24 protein-coding genes are annotated in these 25,846 nt (G+C 70.9%); 7 read left to right on the top strand and 17 right to left on the bottom strand.

Annotated features, from left to right (window positions below):
• Position 1: 1 nt before the first annotated feature.
• Positions 2 to 1,516 (bottom strand): sensor histidine kinase, encoded by a 1,515-nt coding sequence (locus tag NO364_RS03775; protein ID WP_257628557.1) that lies wholly within the window; start codon positions 1,514 to 1,516, stop codon positions 2 to 4.
• A 141-nt stretch (positions 1,517 to 1,657) separates the two neighbouring features.
• On the opposite strand from NO364_RS03775, the gene NO364_RS03770 reads away from it, so the two are divergent.
• Positions 1,658 to 3,454: a PAS domain-containing protein gene (locus tag NO364_RS03770; RefSeq protein WP_257628556.1), complete on the top strand. Its 1,797-nt coding sequence runs from the start codon at positions 1,658 to 1,660 to the stop codon at positions 3,452 to 3,454.
• On the opposite strand, the gene NO364_RS03765 is transcribed toward NO364_RS03770, so the two are convergent.
• Genes NO364_RS03765 through cobN form a run of 4 tightly spaced genes read right to left on the bottom strand, consistent with a single transcriptional unit; the run spans position 3,455 to position 10,067 of the window.
• Positions 3,455 to 4,762, bottom strand: coding sequence for a cobyrinic acid a,c-diamide synthase (locus NO364_RS03765; protein WP_257628555.1), 1,308 nt, complete (start codon positions 4,760 to 4,762; stop codon positions 3,455 to 3,457).
• Positions 4,759 to 5,526 carry a cobalt-precorrin-7 (C(5))-methyltransferase gene (locus NO364_RS03760; RefSeq protein ID WP_257628554.1) on the bottom strand — a complete coding sequence of 256 codons (768 nt, stop codon included), beginning with the start codon at positions 5,524 to 5,526 and terminating at the stop codon, positions 4,759 to 4,761. The genes NO364_RS03765 and NO364_RS03760 overlap by 4 nt, the downstream gene beginning before the upstream one ends.
• Positions 5,519 to 6,196, bottom strand: coding sequence for a precorrin-8X methylmutase (locus NO364_RS03755; RefSeq protein WP_157688565.1), 678 nt, complete (start codon positions 6,194 to 6,196; stop codon positions 5,519 to 5,521). Before NO364_RS03755 ends, NO364_RS03760 begins: the two co-directional genes overlap by 8 nt.
• The gene (gene cobN, locus NO364_RS03750) at positions 6,189 to 10,067 is read right to left on the bottom strand and encodes a cobaltochelatase subunit CobN (RefSeq protein WP_257628553.1); all 3,879 of its coding nucleotides are present in this window, start codon (positions 10,065 to 10,067) and stop codon (positions 6,189 to 6,191) included. Before cobN ends, NO364_RS03755 begins: the two co-directional genes overlap by 8 nt.
• Before the next feature lie 49 nt (positions 10,068 to 10,116).
• On the opposite strand from cobN, the gene NO364_RS03745 reads away from it, so the two are divergent.
• Positions 10,117 to 12,285, top strand: coding sequence for a VWA domain-containing protein (locus tag NO364_RS03745; protein ID WP_257628552.1), 2,169 nt, complete (start codon positions 10,117 to 10,119; stop codon positions 12,283 to 12,285).
• Here the strand turns inward: NO364_RS03745 and NO364_RS03740 are convergent.
• The 12 genes from NO364_RS03740 to cobA form a co-directional block, all read right to left on the bottom strand.
• Positions 12,282 to 13,520: an outer membrane protein assembly factor BamB family protein gene (locus NO364_RS03740; RefSeq protein WP_257628551.1), complete on the bottom strand. Its 1,239-nt coding sequence runs from the start codon at positions 13,518 to 13,520 to the stop codon at positions 12,282 to 12,284. The two genes, NO364_RS03745 and NO364_RS03740, sit on opposite strands and share 4 nt — an antisense overlap.
• Positions 13,520 to 13,897 carry a DUF3209 family protein gene (locus NO364_RS03735; protein ID WP_157688569.1) on the bottom strand — a complete coding sequence of 126 codons (378 nt, stop codon included), beginning with the start codon at positions 13,895 to 13,897 and terminating at the stop codon, positions 13,520 to 13,522. Before NO364_RS03735 ends, NO364_RS03740 begins: the two co-directional genes overlap by 1 nt.
• On the bottom strand, positions 13,897 to 15,108 hold the full coding sequence (locus tag NO364_RS03730; RefSeq protein WP_157688570.1) for a CbiX/SirB N-terminal domain-containing protein: 1,212 nt from the start codon (positions 15,106 to 15,108) through the stop codon (positions 13,897 to 13,899). The genes NO364_RS03735 and NO364_RS03730 overlap by 1 nt, the downstream gene beginning before the upstream one ends.
• A complete protein-coding gene (locus NO364_RS03725) occupies positions 15,105 to 15,764 on the bottom strand; it encodes a cobalamin biosynthesis protein (RefSeq protein WP_257628550.1) in 660 nt (219 codons plus the stop codon). The genes NO364_RS03730 and NO364_RS03725 overlap by 4 nt, the downstream gene beginning before the upstream one ends.
• Positions 15,761 to 16,003, bottom strand: a complete 243-nt coding sequence (locus NO364_RS03720; RefSeq protein WP_157688572.1) for a ferredoxin — start codon at positions 16,001 to 16,003, stop codon at positions 15,761 to 15,763. Before NO364_RS03720 ends, NO364_RS03725 begins: the two co-directional genes overlap by 4 nt.
• A gap of 1 nt (position 16,004) precedes the next feature.
• Complete coding sequence (gene cobJ, locus NO364_RS03715; protein WP_257628549.1) at positions 16,005 to 17,003, bottom strand: precorrin-3B C(17)-methyltransferase; 999 nt, start codon at positions 17,001 to 17,003, stop codon at positions 16,005 to 16,007.
• Positions 17,004 to 17,005: 2 nt separating this feature from the next.
• Positions 17,006 to 17,818 carry a precorrin-3B C(17)-methyltransferase gene (locus tag NO364_RS03710; RefSeq protein WP_257628548.1) on the bottom strand — a complete coding sequence of 271 codons (813 nt, stop codon included), beginning with the start codon at positions 17,816 to 17,818 and terminating at the stop codon, positions 17,006 to 17,008.
• Entirely contained in the window at positions 17,815 to 18,783 is a 969-nt protein-coding gene (gene cbiG, locus NO364_RS03705; RefSeq protein WP_157688575.1) for a cobalt-precorrin 5A hydrolase, read from the bottom strand. Before cbiG ends, NO364_RS03710 begins: the two co-directional genes overlap by 4 nt.
• Positions 18,776 to 19,588: a cobalt-precorrin-4/precorrin-4 C(11)-methyltransferase gene (locus NO364_RS03700; protein ID WP_157688576.1), complete on the bottom strand. Its 813-nt coding sequence runs from the start codon at positions 19,586 to 19,588 to the stop codon at positions 18,776 to 18,778. Before NO364_RS03700 ends, cbiG begins: the two co-directional genes overlap by 8 nt.
• Positions 19,585 to 20,292, bottom strand: coding sequence for a cobalt-factor II C(20)-methyltransferase (locus NO364_RS03695; RefSeq protein ID WP_157688577.1), 708 nt, complete (start codon positions 20,290 to 20,292; stop codon positions 19,585 to 19,587). Before NO364_RS03695 ends, NO364_RS03700 begins: the two co-directional genes overlap by 4 nt.
• Complete coding sequence (gene cbiT, locus NO364_RS03690) at positions 20,289 to 20,846, bottom strand: precorrin-6Y C5,15-methyltransferase (decarboxylating) subunit CbiT (protein ID WP_157688578.1); 558 nt, start codon at positions 20,844 to 20,846, stop codon at positions 20,289 to 20,291. Before cbiT ends, NO364_RS03695 begins: the two co-directional genes overlap by 4 nt.
• 78 nt (positions 20,847 to 20,924) lie before the next feature.
• Positions 20,925 to 21,821 carry a uroporphyrinogen-III C-methyltransferase gene (gene cobA / locus NO364_RS03685; protein ID WP_257628547.1) on the bottom strand — a complete coding sequence of 299 codons (897 nt, stop codon included), beginning with the start codon at positions 21,819 to 21,821 and terminating at the stop codon, positions 20,925 to 20,927.
• A 144-nt stretch (positions 21,822 to 21,965) separates the two neighbouring features.
• On the opposite strand from cobA, the gene NO364_RS03680 reads away from it, so the two are divergent.
• The 5 genes from NO364_RS03680 to NO364_RS03660 all read left to right on the top strand — a co-directional run bounded on the left by NO364_RS03680 (position 21,966) and on the right by NO364_RS03660 (position 25,843).
• Positions 21,966 to 22,628: an energy-coupling factor ABC transporter permease gene (locus tag NO364_RS03680; RefSeq protein WP_420191777.1), complete on the top strand. Its 663-nt coding sequence runs from the start codon at positions 21,966 to 21,968 to the stop codon at positions 22,626 to 22,628.
• A complete protein-coding gene (locus NO364_RS03675; RefSeq protein ID WP_257628545.1) occupies positions 22,625 to 22,897 on the top strand; it encodes an energy-coupling factor ABC transporter substrate-binding protein in 273 nt (90 codons plus the stop codon). The genes NO364_RS03680 and NO364_RS03675 overlap by 4 nt, the downstream gene beginning before the upstream one ends.
• Positions 22,881 to 23,606: a cobalt ECF transporter T component CbiQ gene (cbiQ, locus tag NO364_RS03670; RefSeq protein WP_157688582.1), complete on the top strand. Its 726-nt coding sequence runs from the start codon at positions 22,881 to 22,883 to the stop codon at positions 23,604 to 23,606. The genes NO364_RS03675 and cbiQ overlap by 17 nt, the downstream gene beginning before the upstream one ends.
• Positions 23,603 to 24,337 (top strand): energy-coupling factor ABC transporter ATP-binding protein, encoded by a 735-nt coding sequence (locus NO364_RS03665; RefSeq protein ID WP_157688583.1) that lies wholly within the window; start codon positions 23,603 to 23,605, stop codon positions 24,335 to 24,337. The genes cbiQ and NO364_RS03665 overlap by 4 nt, the downstream gene beginning before the upstream one ends.
• 366 nt (positions 24,338 to 24,703) lie before the next feature.
• The gene (locus tag NO364_RS03660) at positions 24,704 to 25,843 is read left to right on the top strand and encodes a mandelate racemase/muconate lactonizing enzyme family protein (protein WP_157688584.1); all 1,140 of its coding nucleotides are present in this window, start codon (positions 24,704 to 24,706) and stop codon (positions 25,841 to 25,843) included.
• The last annotated feature ends 3 nt before the right edge of the window (positions 25,844 to 25,846 follow it).

Genomic DNA, 25,846 nt, shown 5'->3' with positions numbered 1-25,846 from the left:
GTCACTCCATTCGACCGCTGTGTGTTGACTGTTGGGGCGGGCGCGTGGGGAACTCGACGTGGAACGTCGTTCCCTCACCTTCCTCGGATTCGATCCAGATATCCCCCCCGTGGCGGTCGACGATCCGTCGACAGATGGCGAGGCCGATGCCCGTCCCCTCGTCGTCCCGGCTGGACTGCTCGAAGAGTTCGAACACGCGGTCCTGCTGGTCCGCCGGGATGCCCGGACCGTCGTCGGCGACGGAGAACACGACCGAATCCTCGCGTTCCTCGCCCGCGACGTGGACCGTCGGCGGGTCGTCGCCGTCGCCGCCGTGTTCGATGGCGTTGTCGATCAGGTTCTGGAAGAGCTGGCCGAGCTGGTTCGCGTCGGCGACGACAGACGGCAGGTCGCCGTACGTGACGGTCGCGTCCCGTTCCTCGATCAGGAGTTCGAGGTCCCGCAACACCCGTTCGAGGGCAGCCTCGGGATCGGTCTCCTCGAACTTCTTGCCTTTCGTGTGGACCCGGGAGTACTGCAGGAGGTCGTCGATCATGGCCTGCATCCGCTGGGCACCGTCGACCGCGAACTCGATGTACTCGTCGGCCTCCTCGTCGAGTTCGCTCCCGTACTCCGAGTCGAGCAGGTCGACGTAGCTGGAGACCATCCGCAGCGGCTCCTGGAGGTCGTGGGAGGCGACGTAGGCGAACTGCTGGAGCTGTTCGTTGGAGCGTTCGAGCTGCTGGACGGTCCGTTCGAGTTCCGCCTCCGTCTCCCTGATCTCGGTCACGTCCTGGAAGATGGCGTAACTCCGCGACTCCGCCACCTGTTCGACGCCGAACGGCACCAGCTCGACCACGAAGTGTTTCGTCCCATCCTCGGTCCGGAGCGTCGTCTCCGCCGTGAACCGCTCGTGGTCGTCCGTATGCGTCCGGAACGCCCGGATGGTCCCGTCATCCAGTTGCGGGAGCGCCGTCCCCAGCCCCTGGCCCTCGACCGAGCCGAACAGGGACTCGAAGCTCGGGTTCGCCGACTCGGCGACGAGGCGGTCGCCGTGTCGACGGAGCGAGACGATCCCCGAAGGATCGTTCTCGAACAGGGCTTGGAAGCGCTCCTTCTCGCGTCGGGTCCGATCCCGCTCCCGCCGGACGCTGGCGGTCCGTTGCCCGACGATCAGCCCCGCCACGGTGCCGACCACCGCCGTCTGTAACACGATGATGACGGGTTTTACCTCGTTTTGCACGACCTGGATGCCGACGACCCAGGCCGTCAACCCCCCCATCATCAGGACGCCCGCCACCGTCCACTTCGTCACGGTCCCCACGAACGCGTCGTCGTACGACCCGCGGCGGAGCCGATGGATCGAGTAGTACAACCCCAGGACGAGCACGAACGGGAGGGCGTTCTCGACGGCCGTCGACGCGAGGCTGTTGCCCTGCACCTGCCAGTCCTCGTAGACGTCGAACAGCAACACGCCGGTCAGTATCGCTCCGATCCCGGACAGCAGTGCAAGGGAGATCCGTCGGTTCGGTGGCATCCGGTCGACACTGCCGAGGCGCGCACTTAGTCCTTTGTCGCTCCCGTTTTCACGGCTGGTAATCACGGGGATGCGTATTTGATTCCGGCGCCCATAGGATACCCGAACGATGGCGAACCGACTGCGATTCACCGCGACCGCATGAGCGCGACCGACACGTTTCGGCTGTTACACGTCGACGACGATCCGGCGGTGCTGGATCTCACGTCGTCGTTCCTCGATCGAGAGCTCGGCTGGGAGGTCACGACGCTGACCGAAACGTCGCCCGAGGCGGCGCTCTCGCGGGTCGCCGACGACGCCGACGCCGGCGCCGACGTCGACTGTATCATCAGCGATTACGACATGCCCGCGATGGACGGGCTGGCCTTCTTCGAGGCCGCCCGCGAGCACGGGATCACGACGCCCTTTATCCTCTATACGGGCAAGGGGAGCGAGGAGATCGCCAGCCGGGCGCTCAACGCCGGCGTCACCGGCTACTTCCAGAAGGGTGGACCCGACCAGCAGCGCCGCCTCGCCAACCGCGTCGAACAGGTCCTCGACGACCGCCGGACGCAGGCCGTCGCCGACCGCTACTCGACGGTGATCGAGGCCCTCGGCTACCCCGTCTACGTCGTCGACGCGGACGGACGGTTCGAGTTCGTCAACGAGTCCTTCGCGGAGCTGACTGGCTACGATCGGGAGACGATCATCGGCAGTCTACCCTCGCTCATCAAGGACGATGCGGCCGTCGAGCGGGCCGAATCGGAACTCGGGGGGATCCTCTCGGCGGACGGCCCCGACAGCAGTCAGTTCGAGGTCGACATCGTCCCGAAGGAGGGCGACCCGATCCGGTGTCGCGACCACATGGCCGCCCTGCCCTACGACGGCGAGTGTTTCGAGGGGAGCGTCGGCATCCTCCGCGACGTCTCGGCGGAGCGCCGGCGACGCCGCGAACTCGACTACAGGACCCGCGCCATGGACGAGGCGCCGACGGGCATCACGATGACCGACCCCTCGCGGGCGGACAACCCGATGATCTACGTCAACGACGCGTTCGTCGAGATGACGGGCTACGACCGCGAGGCGGCCCTCGACCGCAACTGCCGGTTCCTCCAGGGGCCGGACACCGACTCGGAGCCCGTCGAGACGCTGAACGAGGCCATCGAGGCCGGCGAACCCGCGACGGTCACCCTCCGGAACTACCGGAGGGATGGCGAACCGTTCTGGAACCGGGTGAGCATCGCCCCGCTCCGGGACGACGACGGCGAGGTGGCCCGCTGGGTCGGCTTCCAGGAGGACGTGACCGAGTACCGCCGGTACCGTCGCCGTCTCGAACGGCAGAACGAGCGCCTCGAACGCTTCGCTGGCGTGCTCTCCCACGACCTCCGGAACCCGCTGACGGTGGCGGCGGGGGAACTCGAACTCGCCAAGTGTGCGACCGAGGCCGGCCACGAACACCTCGACGCGGTCGCCGACGCCCACGCCCGGATCGAGGCGCTGATCGACGACCTCCTCACGCTGGCCCGGGACACCGACGGCGACATGGATCGGGAGGCCCTGTCGCTGCCGACGATGGTTACGCGGTGCTGGTCCGACATCGAGACGCGGGACGCGACGCTCCGGGTCGAGACCGAGCGGACCGTCAACGCCGAGTCGCGCCGGTTCCGGCGACTCCTGACGAACCTCCTCGGCAACGCGGTGGAACACGGCGGCGACGACGTCGTCGTCACCGTGGGCGAGACGGACGGCGGCTTCTACGTCGCCGACGACGGCCCCGGAATCCCCGAATCCGAACGGGATCGGATCTTCGAGGCGGGCTACTCCACGGACGAGGGTGGGACGGGTTTCGGCCTCGAAATCGTCCGCGAGTTCGTCGACGTCCACGGGTGGACGGTCGACGTGACCGAGAGCGCCGACGGCGGCGCCCGCTTCGACGTGCGGGGCGTGGACGCCACCTGATCAGTCCTCGACCGCCCGTGCCACGAACGCGTCGATAGCCCCGCTCTCGGCGTGGAGGTGACAGTAGGTGCCGAGCGTCCGGTGTTCGACCAGGCCGTCCCGCTCGTCGTCGATGCCGGATCCCCGGACCACGTCGAAGGCGAAGCGGGCGTCGTCGTCGACGGTCGCGCTGGAGTAGTGGAACTCGTGGCCGCGCCGCCGGTCGCCGGCCGCGGCGGTCAGGGTGTCCCGCCGTGCCCGCAACTCGACGTGATCGAGCGCCTGATACCGGTCGTGCATCCGGACGTCGGCGGGCAGGACGCCGGCCATGGCGTGGCGCTCCCCCTCGGTCGTGGTCAGCGACTCGGCGAGGGCCATGAGCCCCCCGCACTCCCCGAGGACGGCGGTGCCCTCGGCCGCCGCCGCCGCGAGGGCGTCCGTCGTCGGACTCGCTTCGAGGTCGGCGGCGTGGAGCTCCGGGTACCCCCCCGGCAGGTAGACCCCGTCGCAGGCGGGCAGGTCGTCGCCCGCGAGCGGCGAAAAGGTGACGACCGTCGCCCGGTCGCGCAGGCGCTCGACCGTCGCCGGGTAGACGAAGCCGAAGGCGGCGTCGCGGGCGACGGCGATCCGTGCCCCGGTCGGACCGCCGACCGGGGCGGGAGCGGTCCGCGGCGGCGTCCGCGCCAGGTCCAGCAGCCGATCCGTCCGGATGCCCGCCGCGGCGGCGTCGAGGGCGTCACCGTCCAGTGGCGCCTCCGCGCCCATGTGGAGCCCGAGGTGTCGCTCCGGAATCTCCAGGTCCTCGCGGGGCGGGATCCGGCCGAGGTAGGCCAAGTCGTCGGGCAGGGCCTCCCGGATCCCCGACTCGTGGCGGCCGCCGTGGGCACGCTGGGCGATCACGCCGACGACGTCGACGTCCCGGCCCGCGTGGGTGGCGTACTCGCGGAAGCCGTGGGCCGTCGCGGCGACGCTCTCCATGCCCGCTTTCGCGTCGACGACGAGCACCACCGGCAAATCGAGAGCCTCGGCGACCATCGCCGTGCTCGACCGGTCGCCGTCGTAGAGGCCCATCACCCCCTCGACGACGCAGACGTCCCCGTCGCCGCGCGCGTAGTTACGGCGCAGACCCTCGCGACCTTCGAGCCACAGGTCGAGGGTCCGGGAGGGGGTGTCCGTCACGGCCTCGTGGTGGCTCGGATCGATGAAGTCGGGGCCGGCCTTCGCCGGCTGGACGTCATAGCCGTCGGCCGCCAGGGCACGGAGGACCGCGAGGGTCGCGACGGTCTTGCCGACGCCCGACTTCGTGCCGCCGAGGACGACTCCTTTCATGGGTCGGCCCGCACGACGAGCACGGAGAGGTCGGAGTACGGTGTCGACTCGCGGTCGCCCCCGCCCGCCGATCCGCGGAGGTCGCCGAGTGTCGTCCGTGTCACCCGCTCCTCCGGGTGTGTCAGGTGTTCGAACACGAGCGCGTCGAGCGCGGGATCGGCGCCCGACTCGACGAGCAGGTCGGCGACGTCGCCGGGCATCCAGTCGAACGGCCGCGGGAGCACGAGCAGGTGTCGGTCGCCGACGGCGTCGACGAGGCGGTCGAGATCAGGGTCGAGGTCGCCGCTCTTGTGGAGGGTGACGAACGCGGCGTCCTCCATCGGCGTCCGTGCCCGACTCGCGGCGACCTGGAGCGACGAGATTCCCGGCACCACGGTCACGGGCGCATCGACGGCCCGTTCGACCTTGCCGAGGAACTGGTAGCCCGAGTGGTTCGGATCGCCCATCAGGACGGCCGTCCCGTGGTCGCCGGCGGCCACGCGGTCCGCGAACACCGACAGCGTCGCCGCCTCGTCGGCGTAGCCACAGGTGAGCAGATCGGCCTCGGTCCCGTCGGCGACGAAGTCGACGACCGTCTCGAAGCCGACGACGACGTCCGCCTCGCGGATCGCCCGCGCGCCCCGGCGGGTGAGGTAGTCCGGGTTGCCGGGACCGATCCCGACGGCGTGAACCGGGTCGTCGAGGGCGTCGGGGTCCGGCTCCGGCGTCGCGGCGGCGACCGCCGCCGGGTCCGGGCCGGCGTCGAGGTCGTAGTCCTCACTCATCGCCGGGGAGTGTCACGTCGCCCTCACGGACGTCGCGGGCGACGTGGATCAGTTCGTTCACGAGCGCCGCGCCGAGGCCGCTCCCGCCGCGGGTGCCGACGTTCGTGACGGCGGGGACCCCGTGCTCCGCGGCGACAGAGCGCACCCGCTTGCGGCTGTCGGCCGCCTTGACGAACCCCACGGGCGTCGCGACGACGACGGCCGGCCGGGTGCCGTCCTCGATGCAGTCACAGAGCGCCAGGGCGCCGGTGGGGGCGTTGCCGACGACGGCGATGGCGCCGTCGTAGACCCCCTCGCGGTCGAGTTCGAGGACCGAGGCCGCCGTCCGGGTCATCCCCGTCTCGGCGGCCAGTTCCGTCCCGTTGCCGATGGCCTTCCGCACCCGACAGTCGTGACCCCGCCCCGTGATCCCCGACTTGACCATCGTGATGTCCGTCACGATGGGCCGCTCGTCGAGGACGGCCCGGGCGCCCGCGACCACGGGGTCGTTCTGGAACCGCATGAGATGCTGGAAGTCCGGGGAGCCGGTCGAGTGGACCGCCTTCGCCCGCAGCCGGTCGTTCAGCGTCTCCGTGGGGACGAACGAACGGACGATGTCCATGCTCGTCTCCGCGATATCCATCGCTTGCTCCGTCGTCGCGCCGAGGTCGGCGTAGTCGTCGTCAGTCATGGGTGATGGCCTCGTTTCGGTCGGTCGTCTCGGCCTCCAGGTCGCCCTCGACCGAGAGGTTGATGTCGCGCAGTCGGTCCGCCACCTCGGGGGCGGCGTCCCACAGGTCGCGGCCGATCGCCTCGAGCAGCGTCGCGGTGATGCTCTCCAGCGCCCACGGGTTCACGTCCCGCATCCACTCCCGTCGATCCTCGTCGAACGCGTAGGCGTCCGCCAGGTCGGCCCAGAGCGCGTCGCTCACGACGCCGGTCGTCGCGTCCCAGCCGAGGGCCACGTCGACGGTCGTCGAGAGGTCGCCCGCGCCCTTGTAGCCGTGTTCCTCCATGCTGTCGAGCCAGTCGGGGTTGAGCACGCGGGCCCGCATCGTCTTGCGCACCTTCTCCTCGTTGGTGTAGACGTCGACGTTGTCGGGGTCGCTAGAGTCGCCGACGTAGGAGGCCGGCTCCTCGCCCGCGATCTCCGAGACGGCGGTGATGAACCCGCCGTGGAAGGCGTACCAGTCCGAACTGTCGAACTCGTCCTGTTCGGCCGTGTCCTCGATTTTCACCGTCGCCTCGACGGAGCCGAGTCGCCGCTCGAAGCTGTCGTGGGCCTCGGAGACCCGGCCGCGGGAGCCGAGGGCGTACCCGCCCCACTGGACGTAGACGTCCGCGAGGTCCGAGCGGTCGTCCCACTCGCCCTCGTCGACGGCCTTGTTCGTCCCGGCGCCGTAGCCGCCGGGTTTCGTCGTGAAGACGCGCCGTCTCGCCAGGTCGTCGGCCTCGTCTTCGTCCACGCCCTCGGCTTCGAGGTCGGCCGCCTCCTCCTCGACGTGTTTCTTGACGTAGTTCCTGTCGTGGGGTTCGTCGAGTTCGACGACGGCGTCCACCGCGTCGTGGACGACGCTCGCGGCCTGCGGGAAGGCGTCCCGGAAGAGGCCGGAGACCCGCGTCGTCACGTCGACGCGAGGGCGCCCGAGCTCCTCCAGCGGGATCGGTTCGACGTCGTCGACGCGGCCGGCGTCGGTCCAGGTCGGCTCGACGCCCATCAGCGCGAGCACCTGTGCGACCGTCTCGCCGCGGGTCCGCACCGTCGGCGTCCCCCACGCGACGACGCCCACCTCCTCGGGGTACTCGTCGTGTTCGGCGTGGTGGCGTTCGAGAGTCCCCGTCGCCACCTCCTTGCCCACCTGCCAGGCGCTCCTGGCCGGCACCTTCCGTGGGTCGAGCGTGTAGAAGTTCCGCCCCGTCGGCAGCAGGTCGACGCCGCCGCGGGTCGGGGCGCCGCTGCCGCCCGGGGGGACGTACCCGCCGGCCAGGGCGTCCGCCGTCCGGGGGATCTCGGCTTCGGCGCCCCGGACCCGTGGCGCGGCCACGTCACGGATGAACGACAGCGCCTCGCGCAGGTCGTCGTGGGCGCCCCGCTTGGCACGGGCGTCGCCCAGCGGGTCGATATCCACGACCAAGAGGTTCATGTTCACCTCGTCGTCGGGGTCGGCCGTCGCCTCCGACTCCGGCACGTCGAAGTCGTTGGCTGCAAGCGTCCCGACGAGGTCGAGGCTGGTTTCGTACACCTCGTCGGCCGCCTCCGAGAGGGTCATGCCCAGCCGTTCGTCGTACGCGCCCGGTTCGTCGAGCATCCGCCCGTAGTCGACGCCGAGGACGCCCGCGACGCTCTCCCGGAGGCTGGGTCCGCCGGGATTCTCCAGACGCGTGAGCGCGACGAGGTACTCGACGAGCCGGTCGTCCTCCGGGGGTTCACCCATCGTGTGCAGCCCCATCCGGATCTGGGTCGTCTTCACGTCGGTGAGGTACTCGTGTACCCGCTCGACCAGTTCGTCGACCGAGAGGTCGTCGCCGGCGACCGCCCCCTCGGCCAGCGTGGAGCCGGCCGCGTCCGGACCGCGGACGTCGGCTCGGTCGTCGATCCCGCCGGCGATCCCGAGTTCTACCGCGAGGTCGAGGTCGTCCACCTTCTCGCGCAGGAGGGTTTCGAGGTGCTCGCCGTCGTCGCTGCGGGCGTCCTCCATCCCGGCCTCGCGGTACTGGTCGGCCAGCTCCTCGAGTTCCGCGAGTTCGTCGTAGGTCCCGGCGTTGCTCATCACCGGCGTCAGGTAGTCGACGACCGCCGCGTAGGAGCGGCGCTTGGCCTGTGTCCCCTCGCCCGGGTTGTTGACGATGTAGGGGTAGACGTTCGGCAGGTCGTCGATCAGCCTATCCGGCGCGCTCGCCCCGTTCAGGCCGACGGTCTTGCCGGGGAGCCACTCCAGGCTCCCGTGGGTGCCGAGGTGGACGACGGCGTCGGCGTCGTACGCCTCGCGCAGCCACGCGTAGAAGGCGAAGTAGTCGTGTGGCGGCTGGAGGTCCGAGTCGTGGTAGACCTTCGAGGGGTCCATCCCGAACCCGCGGGGCGGCTGGACGGTCACGAGGACGTTCCCGTACTCGACGCCGGGGATGGCGAAGGGCCGGTCGGGAGGGTCGCCCCACTCCTCGATGACGTTCTCCCGAAACCGTTCGTCGGCGGTCGCGAACCACTCGGCGTACCGCTCGGGCGAGACGGTGTCGACGCTCAGCTCCCGGACGTCTTCCGGGGCGACCCACCGCGAATCGAGGGTCAACTGGGCGGTGAGCCGGTCGATGAGTTCCGCGCCGTCGGTCGGCGAGTCCTCGACGGCGTAGCCCCGCGCGTCGAGTTCGTCGAGCAGGTTGACGGTGCTCTCGGGGCTGTCGAGGCCGAAGGCAGTCCCGATGCCGTCGTCGCTCGGCGGGTAGTTGTGGAGGACGACCGCTACCGATTTCTCGTCGTTGGGGACGTCTCGGAGCCGCGCCCAGTTGACCGCCAGCCGGGAGACGTGGTCGATCCGGTCGTCGATGGGGAAATGTTGTTTCGGGGCGCTCCCGATGCCCGCCTCGTCGTCCATGCGCTCCTTGCCGCTGATCGGGTGGGTGATGACGTTGCCGTCGAACTCGGGGAGTGCGACCGACAGCGCGAGTTCGAAGCCCATCACGCCCGTGTCGTTCGACTCGTAGCGCGACCGGGAGCGCATGGTCGTGATGGCCTGCAACACGGGGACGCCCAGTTCCGTGAGGAAGACGTCCTCGGCGCCCTCGCCCTCGTCGCTCGCTGCCCGTCCACGTTCGCTCATCGACAGCGAGAACATGAACGAACTCACGACGGCGTCGACCACGGGGCCGTCGTCGTCGCTGAACCAGTTGCGCGCGACCCACTCCGCGTTCTCCTGGCCCGCCTCGTCGCTCGCCGGGTTGCAAAAGGCGGGGAGGACGTTCGCTCCCAGTTCCTCCAACTTTCGGACGAGCGCATCAACGTACCGCGTGTTCGCGTGCGTCCAGTGGGACTCGTAGAACCAGACGCCGACGGTGGGCTTGCCCTCGTCGTGTGTCGCCAGGAGCTCCTCGTACTCGATCCCGGGGTGATCGGGGTGGTAGACGCCCTCGGTCGGGAGGTCGACCGGGTCGTCGTACGCGACGTCGACGTCGTCGTAGGTGGCGGCGAGGAACCGACAGCAGTTGGCGAGGTTCACCACGCCGCCGCCGTCGAGATACTCGTACACACGGTCCCGGTCGTCCGCGGTAACGGTCGTGTCCTCGAACGCGAAGGCGTCGCCCGTCGCCTTGACGATCAGCGGGACGCCCGCGTCCCGAAGTCGCTCGACGGCGTGGTCGTAGCCCGGCATGCTCCCCTCCGAGCCGTGCAACCAGAGCACCACGGCGGTCGCGGACTCGACCTCGTCGACGAACGCGTCGGTATCGGTCCCGTCGTCGAGGTCGCTCTCGGAGCGGACCACGAGGTCGACGTCGTCGAGACGTCCAGCCGCCCGCTGGACCGCTCCCAATTCGTTCTCGGTCGCCGTGTACAGCCCGATCGTCGGCATGAGTTGATAAAGCATTATTGCGGTACTACAAGTAAACTTTCGTATTCACATGGAGCGTCACCACACACCGTTCCCGGCCATCGTCGGGCAGGAGGAGTTGAAGCGGGCGTTGCTGGCCGTCACGGCGAACGACGCGCTCGACGGTCTGCTGGTCCGCGGGGAGAAGGGGACGGCCAAGTCCACGGCCGTCCGGGCGCTGGTCGACTTGTTGCCCGAGCAGCGCGCGGTCGCGGACTGTCCGTACGGCTGTCCGCCGGCCGACCCGGACAGGCAGTGTGCGTCGTGTCGGGAGCGGGCCGACCCGCCGGTCGAGACGCGGTCGGTCCCGTTGGTGACCCTCCCGCTCGGCGCGACCCGCGAGCGCGTGGTCGGGACGCTGTCGGTGGCCGACGCCTTGGACGGCGACGCCGCGTTCGACCCCGGCCTCCTCGCCCGCGCCAACCGGGGGATCCTCTACGTCGACGAGGTGAACCTCCTCGACGACCACCTGGTGGACGTCCTCCTCGACGCGGCCGCGAGCGGCGTCAACCGGGTCGAGCGCGACGGCGTGAGTCGGACCCACCCCGCGGAGTTCACGCTCGTCGGGACGATGAACCCCGAGGAGGGCGACCTCCGCCCACAGCTCCGCGACCGGTTCGCCCTCCAGGCGACGGTCACGGGCTGTGAGGCCGTCGACGACCGGGTCGAGGTCATCGACCGCGCCCTCGACCGGGACGCCGACCCCGAGACGTTCGCCGCCGCGTACGACGACGAGACCGACACCCTCCGCGAGCGACTGCGCGACGCGCGGCGACGCGTCGGCGACGTGACCCTCCCCGAGGAGTTCAAAACCGACATCGCCGAACTGTGCCGCGACGCGGGCGTCGACGGCCACCGGGCCGACATCGCCACCGCCCGCACCGCGCGAACGCTCGCGGCGCTCGACGGCCGGGCGAAGGTGCTCCGCTCGGACGTCCGCGAGGCGGCGGCGTTCGCGCTCCCCCACCGTCTCCGGCGCCGTCCCTTCGACGACGAACCCGACCCCGACGACGTCCTCGACGATCACTTCGACGGCGATGGCGACGGCGATGGCGACGAAAACGGCGAGGGTGACGCAGACGGCGACGAAAACGGCGAGGGTGACGCAGACGGCGACGAAAACGGCGAGGGTGACGCCGACACCGGCGGGGCGGACGACGGGTCGAGCGGGGACGGGCCCGGCGGCGAGGGGGACGCCGAGGGCGACGGCCCGACCCGGGAGTCGGCGCCGTCGAGCGCCGAGGGGTCGGGACCGGCTGGCGGCGGTGGCGAGGGCGGCGGCGACGGATCCGACGGCGACGGCGGAAGCGACGGCGACGGCGGAAGCGACGGCGACGCGGAGGACGAGGCGACGCCGCTGGTCCCCGGTCAGCGGCGGGCCGAGGTGGGCGACGCCGAGCGCCCGCCCGCCGACGACGTGACGGCGTCGACGAGCGACGGGAGCGGGTCCCGCGCCCGGACCGACGCCGCCGCGGGGTCGCGTGGCTCGCGGGTGCGGACCGAGCGCGCGGGCCCGGGCGACGACGTGGACGCGGCGGCGTCGGTCCGGGCCGCCGCGGCCGCGGGACGGGCCGACGTGGGCGAGGACGACCTGCGGCGGTCCGTCCGGCGCGGGAGTGCGGGGACGCTCGTCGTCTTCGTCGTCGACGCGAGCGCGTCGATGCGCCCGGCGATGCGCGAGGCCAAGGGGACGGTCATGGCGCTCCTGCGCGACGCCTACGAGCGGCGGGACGAGGTGGCGTTCGTCGCCGTCGCCGGCGACGAGGCGGAGGTGTTGCTCCCGCCGACGGACAGCGTCACGCTCGCGGCCCGCCACCTGAAGGAGTTGCCGACCGGCGACCGGACGCCCCTCCCGGACGGACTCGACACGGCGACCCGACTCGTGACGCGATCCGACGCGGACGCCGGACTCGTCGTCGTCGTGACCGACGGGCGCGCGAACGTCGCCGAGGGGAGCCCCACGGCGGCGACCCGCGCCGCGGCCCGCCGGCTGGCGGAAAGCGACGCGTCGGTCGTCCTCGTCGACGCCGCCGAACGTCGTCCGGGTGGGGGCGGAGAGTCTTCGGCCCCCGTCGACGCCGGCGGCGGAACGGGCGTGACGGGAATCATCGAGGAGGAGACCGGCGGGCGACGGATTCCCCTGTCGGACCTCACCGCCGACGTCGTCGCCGACGCCGCGGCGTCGGTCGAGCGGGACTAACGGACCCGCCACGCGTGCAGGCGGTGGGTCCCGTGCGTGACGCCCTCGTCGTGGTACTCGACGGGTTCCTCGACGACGGCGAGGGCGTCGTCACCGAGCGCCACGGCCGCGGCGACGCCCGGCAGCGACCGTGAATCGAGGTGGCCCCGGGTCGCGTCGAGGAGGTGGACCGCGTGGGTGTCGGCCGACCGCTCCCGGAAGTGCTGTGCCGAGGGGACGGCGACGAACGACCCGTTGGCCGCGACGCCGCGGGCGAACCCGCCGACGTCGTGGGTCCAGGCGACGTCGCCGCCGTCGACGGCGACGGCCGTATGTTCCCGCGGGTGGCGGGCGTCCGGGTCGCGGGTCGACGCGGCGTAGGTGTTGCCCGTCACGAAGACGGCGGTTCCGTCGGCGACGGCGACGTGGTTCGGGTAGGCGTAGACCGTGTCGCCGTCGACCGACCGCTCGCTCGCCAGGTCGACCCGCCACCGCTCGCCGCCGTCGAAATCGAGCAGGTAGCCGTGTTTGTCGCCGTGGCTCGCGACGGCGATGCCGTCGTCGACGACGGCCACGTCGCCGACGCGGCGGTCACCCTCGGTTCCGGGGTCCCAGTTGGCGAGGAGGGCCCCCGAATCGGCGTCGAGGACGACCAGACCGTACACGTGGTCGGCCGTACAGCGGTTGTACGCGACGACGACGCGCCCGTCGCCGACGTCCACGGCGATGGGCGAGGCGTGGGCGGCGTAGCGCCACTGGACGCCGCCGTCGGGGTCGACCCCGAGGACGACGCTCGGCCACGTCCGGTCGTCGCCGTCACGGTCGTACCGCCGGGCGGCGACGACGGCCGTGTCGTCGATCACGGCCGCGTCGACCACGTACGGTTGGAAGAGAAGCGACTCCCGAGTCGCCGTCCCGACGTCCGCCGCGGTGGCGTAGCGCCACCGGACCTCGCCCGTGGCCGGCGACAGCGCGGCGACGCGGCCGTCGGGGCCGCGTTCGCCGACGACGAGCGTATCCGCCGTCGCCGCCAGCGACACGGCGTACCGCTCGTCGGCCGTCGACTGGTCGCCCGGGCCCGCCCAGCCCTCCAAGGGCGTCGCGTCGGGGCGGTGCGCGGCCACGCGTCCGTCGGCCCCGCCCGCGAAGAGACGGTCGTCGGCGATAGCCGCCCCGGAGCGCGCCCGGTTGTGGCGGCTCCCCGCAGGGGACAGGTCGCCCAGCGACCGCCGCGCCGGGTCGACGAGTTCGGGCATCACTCCTCCGTCGGGAACGTCTCGTGGAGCGTGTGGTGGGCCTCGCCGAGGTCGTCGAGCACGGCGTCGGTCCGCTCACGGAGCCGGCGCACGGTGCGTTCGGCGTCGCGGACGGCGACGACCCGTCCCCGGAGGTAGGCCCCGTCTGGGTCGGTGGCGTCGGCCGCCATCGCCTCCTCTTCGAGGTCGATCAGGGCCGCTTCGAGGTGGCGCTGTATCTCGTCGAGCGTCTCGGCCGCGGCCAGCGCCGCGATGGGGCCGCCGGCCTCCAGTTCGTCGCCGATTTCGGCCTCGGCGTGCTGTTTGACGCTCTCGTCGACGGTACCGGTCATGTTCATCAGTGCGAGTCGAAGCGCTTCGAGTTCTGCGCAAGCCATTATAGCGTTTGGTGGACGAGTTCGGAGACGATGCGGTCCCGGTCGAGGTGGGACGAGACGATGCGGTCGGTGTCGTCGGCGGTGACGCCGCCGTACCAGACGCCGTCGGGGTAAACGGCGACCATCGGGCCGTCCCCGCACTGTCCGAGACAGGAGGTGCGGGTGATCCGGGCGTCGCAGTCTTCGGCGTCGCGGACGCCCTGCCGGAGTCCCTCGATGACCGCCGCCGATCCGCTCTCGGCACACGTCTGGTTGGTGCAGACCGCCACGTGCTTTTCGGGCGCGTCGTGGACGTGCGGGTCGTCGCCGACGTCCTCACGGTCGGCGTGTTCCGCCTGATGGACGAGCGAGCGCAGCATGGCGCGTGCCCCGCCCTGGTCCTCCTCGTAGCCCGAGAGTTCGACCTTGTACTTGCAGGTGTCACAGGACATCTCGACGCTGTCCGAGCGGGCCGCCCGCCAGCGGTCGACGAGGACGTCGACGACCCGGTCGTCGACCCCGAGCGGGGCGCCCGCGCCCGCTGCGACGTAGGGGTACTCGTCGTCGAAGGACTCGGCCGTGTCGACGATGCGCCCCGTCAGCGTCCCGTCGCCGAGCATGTACGGGACGACGACCACCGCGTCGGGGCGGCTCTTCGTGACGGTGTGGAGCGTCTCGTCGAGGAGCGGCGACGTCACGCCGATGAACGAGGCCTCGACGCGGTCGAACTCGCGGCCCTCGTAGAGGAGCCGCGCGAGTTTGTGCACGTCGGCGTTCGAGTCCGGATCGCTCGACCCGCGGGCACAGACGACGACGGCCACGTCGTCCTCGGTCCGATCGACACCGAGGTCGGCCTCGACGGCGCGGACGCGGTCGTCGAGCAGGTCCACGAGCGACGGGTGGACGCCCAGATGCGAGCCGTAGTGGATCGTCAGGTCGTCGTGTCGGGCCCGCGCCGTCTGGACGGCAAGCGGCACGTCGTTTTTGACGTGGCTCGCGCCGAACAGCGACAGCGGGACGACGGTCAGCGTCCGGCAGGCGGGCGCGAGCGTCTCGATGGCCTCCCCGATGGGCGGGTCGGCGAGTTCGAGGTAGGCCGCGTCGACCGGCAGGTCGAGTTCGGCCTCCAGGTCCGCCGCCAGCGTGCGCACCTGCTCGTTCGACTTCTCGCGGCGGGAGCCGTGGCCGACGAGCAGGACCGCGTCGTCGTCGAGCGGCTGCTCGTCGATCATCCCTCCACCTGCTCCAGGCTCCGGAGCAACTTGCGCCGCCGCGTCGGCGCGAACAGCTCGCTCGCCTCGCTCCCCTCGTACACCCAGCGGCCGAACGGACCGGCGGCCGCGTCGTCGATCCCGAACCAGTAGCCGCCGGAGGACGTCTCCCCGATGTCGTCGGCCGGGGCGTCGACCGGGCAGTCCGCGAGGTGCCCCTGGACCGCCTCCAGCAGCGTCCGGTCGTCGTGGACGAAGGAGATGCCCACGGTCCCCGAGGAGGACTTGAAACAGACCGTCCCGCAGCTCTCCAGGAGTCCCCGGAGGAGTTGCCGGTGGGCGTCCGCGAGGGCGTCGAAGCGGTAGCCGCCCCGCTCGTCGCCCGTCGGGAGGCCGAAGGCGGCGCTCCCGCGTGCGGCCACGTCGCCGGCGACGGTGACGCGGTACTCGTCCTCGGTCCGGGTGATCGACGTATCGTGGGCGTACTCGCGTTCCGTCCGGCGGTGGTCGACGTCGCCGCCGCCCGCGATTTCGACGAGGCGGTCGGCACAGCCCTCGTCCGGCGCCCGGACGGTGAGGCCGTCCGCCCGGACGTCGCCGTCGCCGGCGACGTGGCCCCAGAAGTAGGCCGTCTCCGGGTGACACTCGAGCAGGTCGGCGGGTGCCTCGGCGGTCATGGTTCCTCCCGGACGGTGATGGCGTCGGGCGGGCAGGCCCGCGCGGCGAGGGTCGCGTCCTCGACGTCGCCGTCGAAGGTGGCGATCACGCGCTCGCCCGCCCGCTCGACGTCGACCACGCCCTCGGCCGTCGGATCGACCGTCGCGAGGCCGGCGTCGTCCTCGACGAAGCGGTCGTCGCGGACGAGACAGGCGAAGATGCCGTCGCAGGCCTCCCGATCGAGTTCGACGCGGAACATCTCAGTACTCGTATTTCCGCTCGTAGCCACGCGGCGTCACCATCCGACCGTCCCAGACGTAGGTCTCGTCGTTGCCGACCAGAAGCGTCGTCGTCATGTCGACGAGGTCGGACTCGCCGAGTTCCGGGAGGTCGCGCAGTTCCACGATTTCGGTCTCCTCGTCCTCGCGGCCCGCGGCGTGGACGATCCCCACCGGCGTCTCGGGGTCGCGGTGTTCGAGGAGGATCTCACAACACTTCTGGTAGTTCTCCCGGCGCTTGCGGCTCCAGGGGTTGTATATCGCGATCGTGAACCCCTCCTTGGCGGCCGCGTGCAGGCGGGACTCGATGGTCGGCATCGGCGTCAGGTGATCGGAGAGGCTGATGCTGACGGTGTCGTTGACGAGGGGGGCGCCCAGACGGGCCGCACACGACTGGGCGGCCGGCACCCCGGGCACCACCTCGAAGTCGACGGCGCTCGCCGATCCACCCTTGGATTCGAGGATCTCGAGCGCGAGGCCGCCGAGCGCGTAGACGTTCGGGTCGCCGCTCCCCACGATGGCCACCTCGTTGCCGGCGAGCGCCCGGTCGACCGCCTCCTCGGTTCGCGACACCTCGCCGCACATCGGCGTCGAGTAGACGTCCTCTGCAGCCTCGACGACGTCGTCGGGGAGGAGGTCGACGTACGTCGTGTAGCCGACGATATGCTCGACGCCACGGAGCGCCTCCGTCGCCCGGGCGGTCATCCCGCTCGCCTCGCCGGGGCCCAGGCCGACGGCGACGAGTCGGCCGGGGTCGGCGTCGAAGTCGTCGGCCGTCGCCGTGACGTTCTCGTCGGTCGTCTCCGACTTCGACCCGCCGCACTTCGACTCCGACGTCTCCGACTTCGACCCGCCGCACTTCGACTCCGACGTCTCCGTCGTCGATCCGCCGCACTTCGACTCCGACGTGTCGGTCGCCGCCGCGTCGGTATCGGTCGTCGCGCCACACCTCGATCCGTCGTTCGCGTTGGTCTCGCTCATGGTTAGAAGTCCTCGACGTCACGCCCGCCGCGCGGGGTGACGAGGTACGTTTCGTGGTCGTTGCGCCAGGTGTCGGTCTCGTGGGTGCCGACGAGGATGGACGTGCCCATGCCGCCGACGTCTTCCTCGTGGGCCGCCGCCTCGCCGAGCGTCGTGACGGTGAACGCCTCCCCGTCGACGTTCCGGCCGGCGTCGCCCCGGCCGGCGTCGTTGAAGATGCCGACCGGCACGTCGTCGGCCCGCTCCTCGCGGAGGATCCCGATCGCCCGCTCGTAGTTCCGCCAGCAGTTGTAGAGGACGACGACGAAGTCGCTGATCGCGGCCGCGCGGAGTTTCTCCTCGATCTCGTCCCAGCCGCGCCACTTGTCGGACAGCGACACGGTACAGAAGTCGTTCGAGAGGGGCGCGCCCATCATCGCCGCGCCGCCGAGCGCCGCGGTCACGCCGGGGACGATCTCGATCGGGACGTCCGTGGCGTCGTCGGCGTCGGCCATCGTGAAGACGAGGTCGGACTTGCCGTAGACGTTCGGGTCGCCCCCGGAGACGTTGGCGACGTCCTCGCCGTCCCGGACGCGCTCGAAGGCTTCGCGGGTGAGTTCGACCTGCTGTCCCATCGACGAGCGGACGACCTCGGGGTCAGCCTCGCCGCCCTCGCCCTCGGGCGGGAGCGTCCCGTCCTGCCGGAGGAACTCCTGGTAGAGGTTCGAGGCGATGACACAGTCGGCGCCGGTGATGACCTCGCGCGCCCGCTGGGTCATGTGGGCGGGCAGCCCCGGCCCGATGCCGACGACGTAGAGGGTGCCGTGATCGGTCATCGGCCCACCGCCACGGTGACCGCGTCGTCGTGTCGCCGCTTCTCGACGAGGAGTTCGTGGTCGCGGCCGGCCGCGATGGCGCTCGCCTCCGCGATGCCCGGCCAGCCGATCAGCTCCTTCGACTTGGAGGGGGTCGGCCCCTCGAAGGCCTCCAGGGTCTCCTTGTCGAGGGAGGCCACTCCGACGCCGAACTCCCGTGCGGCCTCGATCAGGCCGGGTTCGTCCTCCTTGCGGGTCGCCGTCGCGACGAACTCGACGTCGTCGGGCGTCAGGTCCGCCTCGTCGAGAGCCGCGCGCCAGGCGGTCAGGAACTGTTCGGCGTCGGCGCCGGAGACGCTGCCGGTGCCGAGGACGACGCCCGCCTCCGTGTTCCGCTTGAGGACGGTCACGTCGTCGCCGACGAGGACCGCCCGCGGCCCGTCGAGGCGGGCGACCGGTCCCAGGTTCTCGTCGAGGACGGCGAGGTTCGTCGCCACCGTCGAGTCGCCGTTGACGACGTGGGTGTCGAGGGCCTTCGCGCGGCTCTCGACGCCCTGCTTGCCCGCCGCCTCCGACGCCGTCGTCATCGCGGGCACGGCGCCGAGGCCCGCGAGGTCGTTCGCTACCTGGTTCGCGCCGTGGTGGCCGCCGGTGAGCGGGATGGCCCACGTCAGCTCCTCGTCGACGACGACCACCGCGGGGTCGTCCCACTTGTCGTCGAGCAGGGGTGCGGTCTTGCGCATGGCGATGCCGCTGGCCATCAGGCCGACGAAGCAGTCGTACTCGCCCCAGTGCTCCGCGAAGACGTCGCCGTGGTACTCGAGGATGTCGATGCGGTCGTAGTCGGCCGCGAGGCCGGCTTCGATCTCCTCGGCCGTGTCGAGTTTGCGCTCGAAGCTGACGATCGCGATCTCGTCGGCGACCTCCCCGTCGCTGTCCGGGGTGCTACAGCCGTCGTCCGTCGTGTCGGTAGTGCTCTCAGTCATGGTTCGTGTCGCTCTCGGTGTCGCTGTCGTCGTCGTTCGCCCAGTCGCCGTACAGGTACGACCGCTCGTACCCGGCGCCGGTGGCCGCCTCGCCGATTATCACTAGCGCCGAGGCGCGGTAGCCCGCCGCCTCGACCTGCTCGCCGATGGTTCCGATGGTGCCCCGGATCACGTCCTCGTCGGGCCAGGAGGCGTGGTAGACGACCGCGACGGGCGTCTCGGGATCGTGGCCGTCGTCGAGCAGGCGGTCCATCGTGTCGCTGACGGCGTGGGTCCCCAGGTAGATGCACGTCGTCACGTCGCCGAAGCCGACGAAGTCGCTGATGTGGTCCTCCTCGGCCGAGAGGGTCTTGCCCTGTGGCCGGGTGAAGGCGACGTGGTTGGCCACCTCGTTGAGCGTCAACTGCGTCCCGAGGGTCGCGCTGGCGGCGAAGGCGGAGGTGACGCCGGGCACGAAGTAGGACGGGACACCCTCGTCGTCGAGGGCGTCCATCTGCTCCAGGGCGGCGCCGTAGACGGCGGGGTCGCCGCTGTGCAGGCGCACGACCGTCCGCCCGGCCTCGTAGGCCTCGGCCATCAGCGGGACCAACTCTTCGAGGTCCTTGCCGACGCTGTTGACCTGCTCCGCGTCGTCGCAGTACGCCTCCAGCAGTTCGCTGTTGACCAGCGAGCCGGCGTGCACGACGAGGTCCGCGTCCTCGACGAGGCGCTTCCCGGTGACGGTGAGCAGCCCCGGGTCGCCGGGGCCGGCGCCGATAAAGGGGACGCCCTCGCGGACGTCGCCGGCGGTGTGATCGTTTCTCACGCCGACCCCTCCCGCTCGCCGTCCTCGAAGGCGGCGGTCGCCAGGTCGCGCTCCAGCCCCCGCCGTTCGGCGTACGCGAGCGTGTAGTAGTCGCGCTCGGCCACCTCCGTCGGGTCGCTCGTGACGGTGGTCTCCCCCTGTTCCATGAACAGGCGGCGACCGTAGCGGACGTCGTAGCCGGCGTCGACGAGTCCCTCGTGGGTGGCCACCGCGTCGGTGACCTTGAACAGGATCATCCGATCGGGGCCGGTCGGCGCCGCGCCGTCGGCGGCCTCCCGGAGCGAGAGGCCGGTCCCGGCCTCGATCTCGACGCCGAGCGCCGTCGCGAAGGCCGTCACGGCGCTGACGCCCGGCACCACCGCCACGTCCACGTCGGGGTGGAAGGCCGACAGCGTCCGCCGGAGGTGTCCGAACGTCGAGTAGACGTTCGGGTCGCCGAGGGTGACGAAGGCGACGTCCTCGTCGGCCGCCGTCTCGGCGACGGCGTCGGCGGCCGTCCGCCACGCCCGCCGGAGTTTCTCGGGGTCGCGGGTCATCGGGAAGTCGAGGTCGCCGAGCTTGGAGTCGGGAACGTACTCGCGGGCGACCGACCGCGAGAGGCGGCCGGGCGAGTGAACGGTCGACGCGGATTCGAGGACCCGCTTGCCGCGGACGGTGATCAGGTCGGCCTCGCCGGGGCCGAGGCCGACGCCGTAGACGGTCACGCGAGACCGCCCCCGTCGCGGCGCCCGACGACGACGTAGACGGGGTTGTCCGCCCGGAAGCTCGTCGCGCCGGCGAGTTCGTAGCCGTGGTTCACCTGGATCTGGAGGACCTCCGAGAGGAGGTCCCGGTCGCGGAAGGCGTCGACGGCACGGCCCGCCACCTCGACGCGGGAGACGTTCATCACCACCCGGTCGACGCCCGTCTCCACGGCGTGATCGAGGACGGCCTCGAAGTTCCGACTCCCACCGAGGAACATGGCGTCCGCGTCGTCCGGAAGCCCCGCCGGCGCCTCCGCCTCGCGAAGCGACACCTCGGCGTCGTACTCGTTGGCGGCGAGGTTCTTCCGGGTCACCTCCAGCCGGTCGGGCTTTCGCTCGACGGCCGTCACCCGGCCGGCGCGACGGGCCGCCTCCACGGTGACCGCGCCGGTACAGGAGCCGACGTCGACGAAGTGATCCGTGGGCTGCAAGTCCAACTTCCGGAGCGTCACTCCACGTATCTCCGCTTTCGTCGGCCCGGCCTTCGCGTCGTGCGGAAGCGCTACCTGAGGCATCACCACCACAATTTCGGGGCCGGATGAAAACAATTTTGCTTGTCCTACAAAAAGCGGGGTTTCACCCCACGCGGCGACTCAGGCCGGTTCGAACTCGTCGAGGACGGCGGCGACGTCGTCGCGGATCGAGACCACGTCGCCGACGACGGTGGTCGCGGGGGGCGTGATCGCGGAGTCCTCGGCGTCGTCGACGATGGTCTCGAGGGAGCCCCGGACGACGCGCTGGTCGTCCCAGGCGGCCTTCTGGACGAGGGCGACGGGGACGTCGCCGTCGACGCCGTGCGACCGGAGGGCGGTGACGTTGCGCTCCAGCGTCCGGACGCCCATGAGGATGACGAGCGTCGACCCGTTCCGGATCTCGTCGGCGAGCGCGGCCCAGTCGAGCGTACTCGCGCCCTTGTCCGGCGTCTCGTGGCCCGTGATGACCGTGAAGCGGGAGGAGACGTCGCGGTGGGTGAGCGGGATGCCGGCCAGTCCGGGGGCGGCGATCACGCTGGAGACGCCCGGCACGATCTCGAACCCGACGTCGCGGTCGGCGAGGTACTGGGCCTCCTCGCCGCCGCGGCCGAAGACGAACGGGTCGCCGCCCTTCAGGCGGACGACGGCGTCGCCGGCGGCCGCGCGGTCGGCCAGTCGCTCGTTGATCTCCGCCTGTGGCGTCTTCCGGTCGGCCCGCTTGCCGACGTCGACGACCTCAACCGCTCCGGGGATGCGGTGAACCAGCGTATCACGGGTGAGGGCGTCGTGAAACACCACGTCAGCGGTCTCGATGAGCCGCCGCGCCCGGACGGTGAGCAGGTCCGGATCGCCCGGCCCCGCGCCGACCAGATACACCTGGCCCGCCGTCGCCCGCGACCGCTCCGGGGTCGACGTCTCGCGGTCGAAGGGCTGGCGGATCGTCTCGTCGTCGGCGTCCCGGGGGCGTCCCGGCGGTCCGTTCCCCGTTCCCGGTCCCCGAGCGGTGTCCTCTTCCATCGGTGGATAAGCGCTGATTGCAGTAACTTCAATCTACTTGTGTTTCTGGCGGAAGGGAGGTGTTTCCAAAGTGCAGTTTCGTTATCGCAAGCGGTATTGTTTTTACACGGGAGGTAGTCGGCACCGACGGGAAGTGATCTCGACTTGCACATCATGGAGGGATTCCTGCCACCGGTTTGGGCGGTCGTCTGGACGGTCCTCGCACTCCCGTTCGTGGCGTACGGCGCGCGGCGGACGCTGTCGGCCGTTCGGACCGATCCCCGCACCAAGGCGCTGGTCGCGGTGTGTGCGGCGTTCGTGTTCGTCCTCTCGGCGCTCAAACTCCCCTCGGTGGCGGGGAGTTCCTCGCATCCGACCGGGACGGGCCTCATCGTCGTGCTGTTCGGCCCCGCCGTCACCGCCTTCGTCTCGGTCGTGGTCCTCCTCTACCAGGCGCTCCTCCTCGCCCACGGGGGCGTGACGACCCTCGGTGCCAACGTCCTCTCGATGGGGGTCGTCGGCCCCTTCGTCGGGTGGACGGCGTACCGGCTCGTCCGGCCGCGACTGTCGCTCGAACGGTCCACCTTCGTCGCCGCGGCGGTCACCGACTGGACGACGTATCTCGTCACCTCGTTCCAACTCGGGCTGGCCTTTCCCGCGGGGGCGGACCCGGGCGGCGTCCTCGCGTCGGCGCTCGACTTCGCGGCGGTGTTCACCGTCACACAGCTCCCCATCGGCGTGCTCGAGGGCCTCCTCGCGGCGGCGATGGTGGGCTACCTGTGCCGTCTCGACACGCTCGACGGGAGCCGGGTGGGGGTGGCGTCGTGAGACGCAGCCTGCTGCTCGGCGGCGTCGTCGCCGCCGTGGTCTTCCTCCTCGCGACGGCCGGCGGCGACCTCGCGGGAACCGACGGGCAGGCCGTTGCCGAAATCGAGGAGCGGTCCCCGACGTACGACCGGTGGGCGACGCCCGCCTGGGCGCCCGACGCGACGGGCGAGGCCCTCCTCTTCGCTCTCCAGGGGGGCGTTGGCGCGGTCCTGCTCGGACGGTACCTCGACCGGTTGCGAGCGAGTGATGGGGATGCACCGGACGCTTGAGGACGTCCAGGTGACCGCCACGCCCGTCGTCGAGGGGCCGCTACGGGTGTACTTCGTCCTCGTCGCGCTCCTGCTCACCGCGACGACGACGCGACCGGCCGTCTACGCCGTCGCCACCGTCGCCTTCGCCTGTCTGTCGATCCACGCCGCGGGGCGGGCCTACGTCGCGCTCCTCCGGTATCCCCTCGCCTTCCTGGTGCCGAGCCTGCTGGTCGTCGCCGTCGTCACCCCCGGCGCGCCGGTTCTGGACCTGCCGGCCGTGACCATCACCGACCGCGGCCTCGCCGTCGCGGCGCGGACGGGCCTGCGCGCGGTGGCGTCGCTCTCCGTGCTCTCCTTTCTGGCGCTGACGACGACGGTCCCCGAACTGGTCGCCGCCCTCGACGACCTCCGCTTGCCGTCGGCGGTGATCGAACTTCTCCTGCTCGTCTACCGCGGCATCCAGGTCCTCGTCGAGCGGTCGGCACGGCTCCACACGGCCGCCCGCCTCCGCGGTGGGTTCGACTCGCGGCGCGCCCTGTTTCGCACGACGAAACTCGTCGGCGCCTCGCTGCTGGTGGGATCGATCGACCGGGCGGAGGCGTTCGAACGCGCCATGGCGTCGCGCAACTACGCCGGCCGGATGCCGGTCCCCGAGTACGAGAGCGGGGGGTACGCCGTCGTCGGCGTCGTACTCGTCGCCCTCGTCGCGGCGAGGTGGGTCGCGTGATCGAAACGGTCGACCTCCACTTCGGCTACGGCGACCGGACGGTCCTCCGCGGGGTGGAGTTCACCGCCCCGACGGCGGCGGTGACCGTCCTCCTCGGGCGCAACGGGGCCGGCAAGTCGAGCCTGCTGAAGCAGTTCAACGGCCTGCTCGAACCCGACCGCGGCCACGTCGTCGTCGGCGGCGAGCGCGTCGCCTACGACGCCGCTTCGCTCCGCTCGCTCCGTCGCCGGGTCGGGTTCGTCTTCCAGCGACCCGACGACCAACTCGTCGCCCCGACGGTCGGCGAGGACGTCGCCTTCGGCCCGGCCAACCGCGACGGCGACGCGGGGACCGAGGCCCGCGTCGAGCGGGCGCTCTCCCGGGTCGGCCTCGACGGCTACGAGGACCGGCTCTGTAGCCGGCTGAGCAACGGCGAGCGAAAGCGGGTCGCGCTCGCGGGCGTGTTGGCGATGGATCCCGACTACCTCGTCCTCGACGAACCGACCGCGGGACTCGACGGGCCGGGCACGCGCGCCCTCGTCGACCTGATCCGTGGCCTGGCCGACGAGGGCCTCACGTTCGTCGTCTCCACGCATTACCCGGGCTTCGCCGCGGCCGTCGGCGACCGCTTCGGCGTCCTCGACGAGGGGCGGATCGCGTACCACGGTCGATCGCTCGACGGCGTCGACCCCGAGCGGTTCGGCCTCCGGCGGTTCGAGGTGGGTGACGTGACCGATCGCGGTCGGAAATGAGTAATCACCCGAGCCAACGTTACTGGGAATCGACCCGGTTATTTAACCGTCCGAAGTTACACCTCCCGAACGAGAGGCGGCCGGTGTCGGCGGGCCCGGGTTGGATGACTGCCACCGACATGCCATGCCGATCAGGAACGCTCTCCCGCCCACGAAAGCGTCGTCGTCTCTCGGATCCTCCGTACACCCCCGACAGCGGTCGCTCCGCCGGGTGCGCTGGTACCGGCCGTCCACGGCGGGTTTTCCACGGCGCCCGGTTTCGGGACACGGCCCCGGCGACGGCGCGTGGACGTGTCGCGGGACCACCCCGTCCGTCGGCAGGGTTTTCAACACGACGGGACGAACCCTCGTAGACGTCACACTTCCATGATCGACGTGTCCATCGAGAGCGTAGAGACGGTGGGTCTATCGGCACCGCTGGAAGACCGGTTCGGATACGCACAGGAGTGGGTGGACCGCCGTTCGGCGGTCCTCGTCAAGGTCGAAGCGGACGACGGGACGGTCGGATGGGGGGAGTGCTGGGGCCCGGTGGCTGGAACGCGGGAGACAGTCGAGGACGTCCTGGCACCGACCGTTCTCGGCGAGGATCCGCTGCACGTGGAACGCCTCTACGATCACCTCTACGATGCCGGTCGGGCGACGTACCAGACGGTCGTCCCACTGCCCGCGATCAGCGGGCTGGACATCGCACTCTGGGACCTCAAGGGAAAGCTGCTGGACGAACCCGTCTCCGTGCTCTTGGGCGGCCGCGAACGCGGGGACGTCCGCGCGTACGCCACCGGTCACTACTTCAGGGATACCGACGACCTCTCGGTTCAATACGACGAGATAGCCGACGAAGCGGCGGCGAACGCGGAGGAGTTGGGCGCGTTGAAACTGAAGACCGGTCTCTCGCTTCTCGGATACGGGCCCGACGAGGACATCGAACTCGTGCGAACCGTCCGGGAGCGGGTCGGTGACGACGTGACGATGATGGTGGACGCCAACTACGCCTACACACGGCGCGAAGCACGGAGGGTGGGACGGGCGCTGGACCAACTGGGAGTCCAATGGTTCGAAGAGCCCGTTGCACCGGAAGATATCGAAGGCTACGCCGCCCTTCGGGCCGACCTGGACGTACCGATCGCGGGAGGCGAATGTCACACGCCGACCGACTTCACTCGGCTGTTCGACGTCCACGGCGTGGACGTCGCACAACCCGACGTCTGCATCGTCGGGGGACTCACCCCCGGACGGCGCATCGTAACCCGAGCCCAAGAACACGGGATCGACGTCGTGCCACACGCGTGGGGGACGCCGGTCGGACTGGCAGCCAGCCTCCACCTCATCGCGACGGTCGATGGCCGACCGTGGTTGGAGTACGATCGCTCGCCGAACCCGATCCGCGACGCCCTCGCCGGTCCCGGTATGGCGCCGGACGACGGAACGGTACCGATTCCGTCCACTCCCGGTCTCGGCGTGGAGGTCGACCTCGATGCGGTGGCCGACTACCGGATAGACGGCTGAAAC

This window comes from Haloplanus salinarum, from assembly GCF_024498175.1.
GTDB lineage: Archaea > Halobacteriota > Halobacteria > Halobacteriales > Haloferacaceae > Haloplanus > Haloplanus salinarum.
The sequence above is the reverse complement of the archived record's forward strand: the minus strand, read 5'-3'. Positions and strand labels throughout refer to the sequence as shown.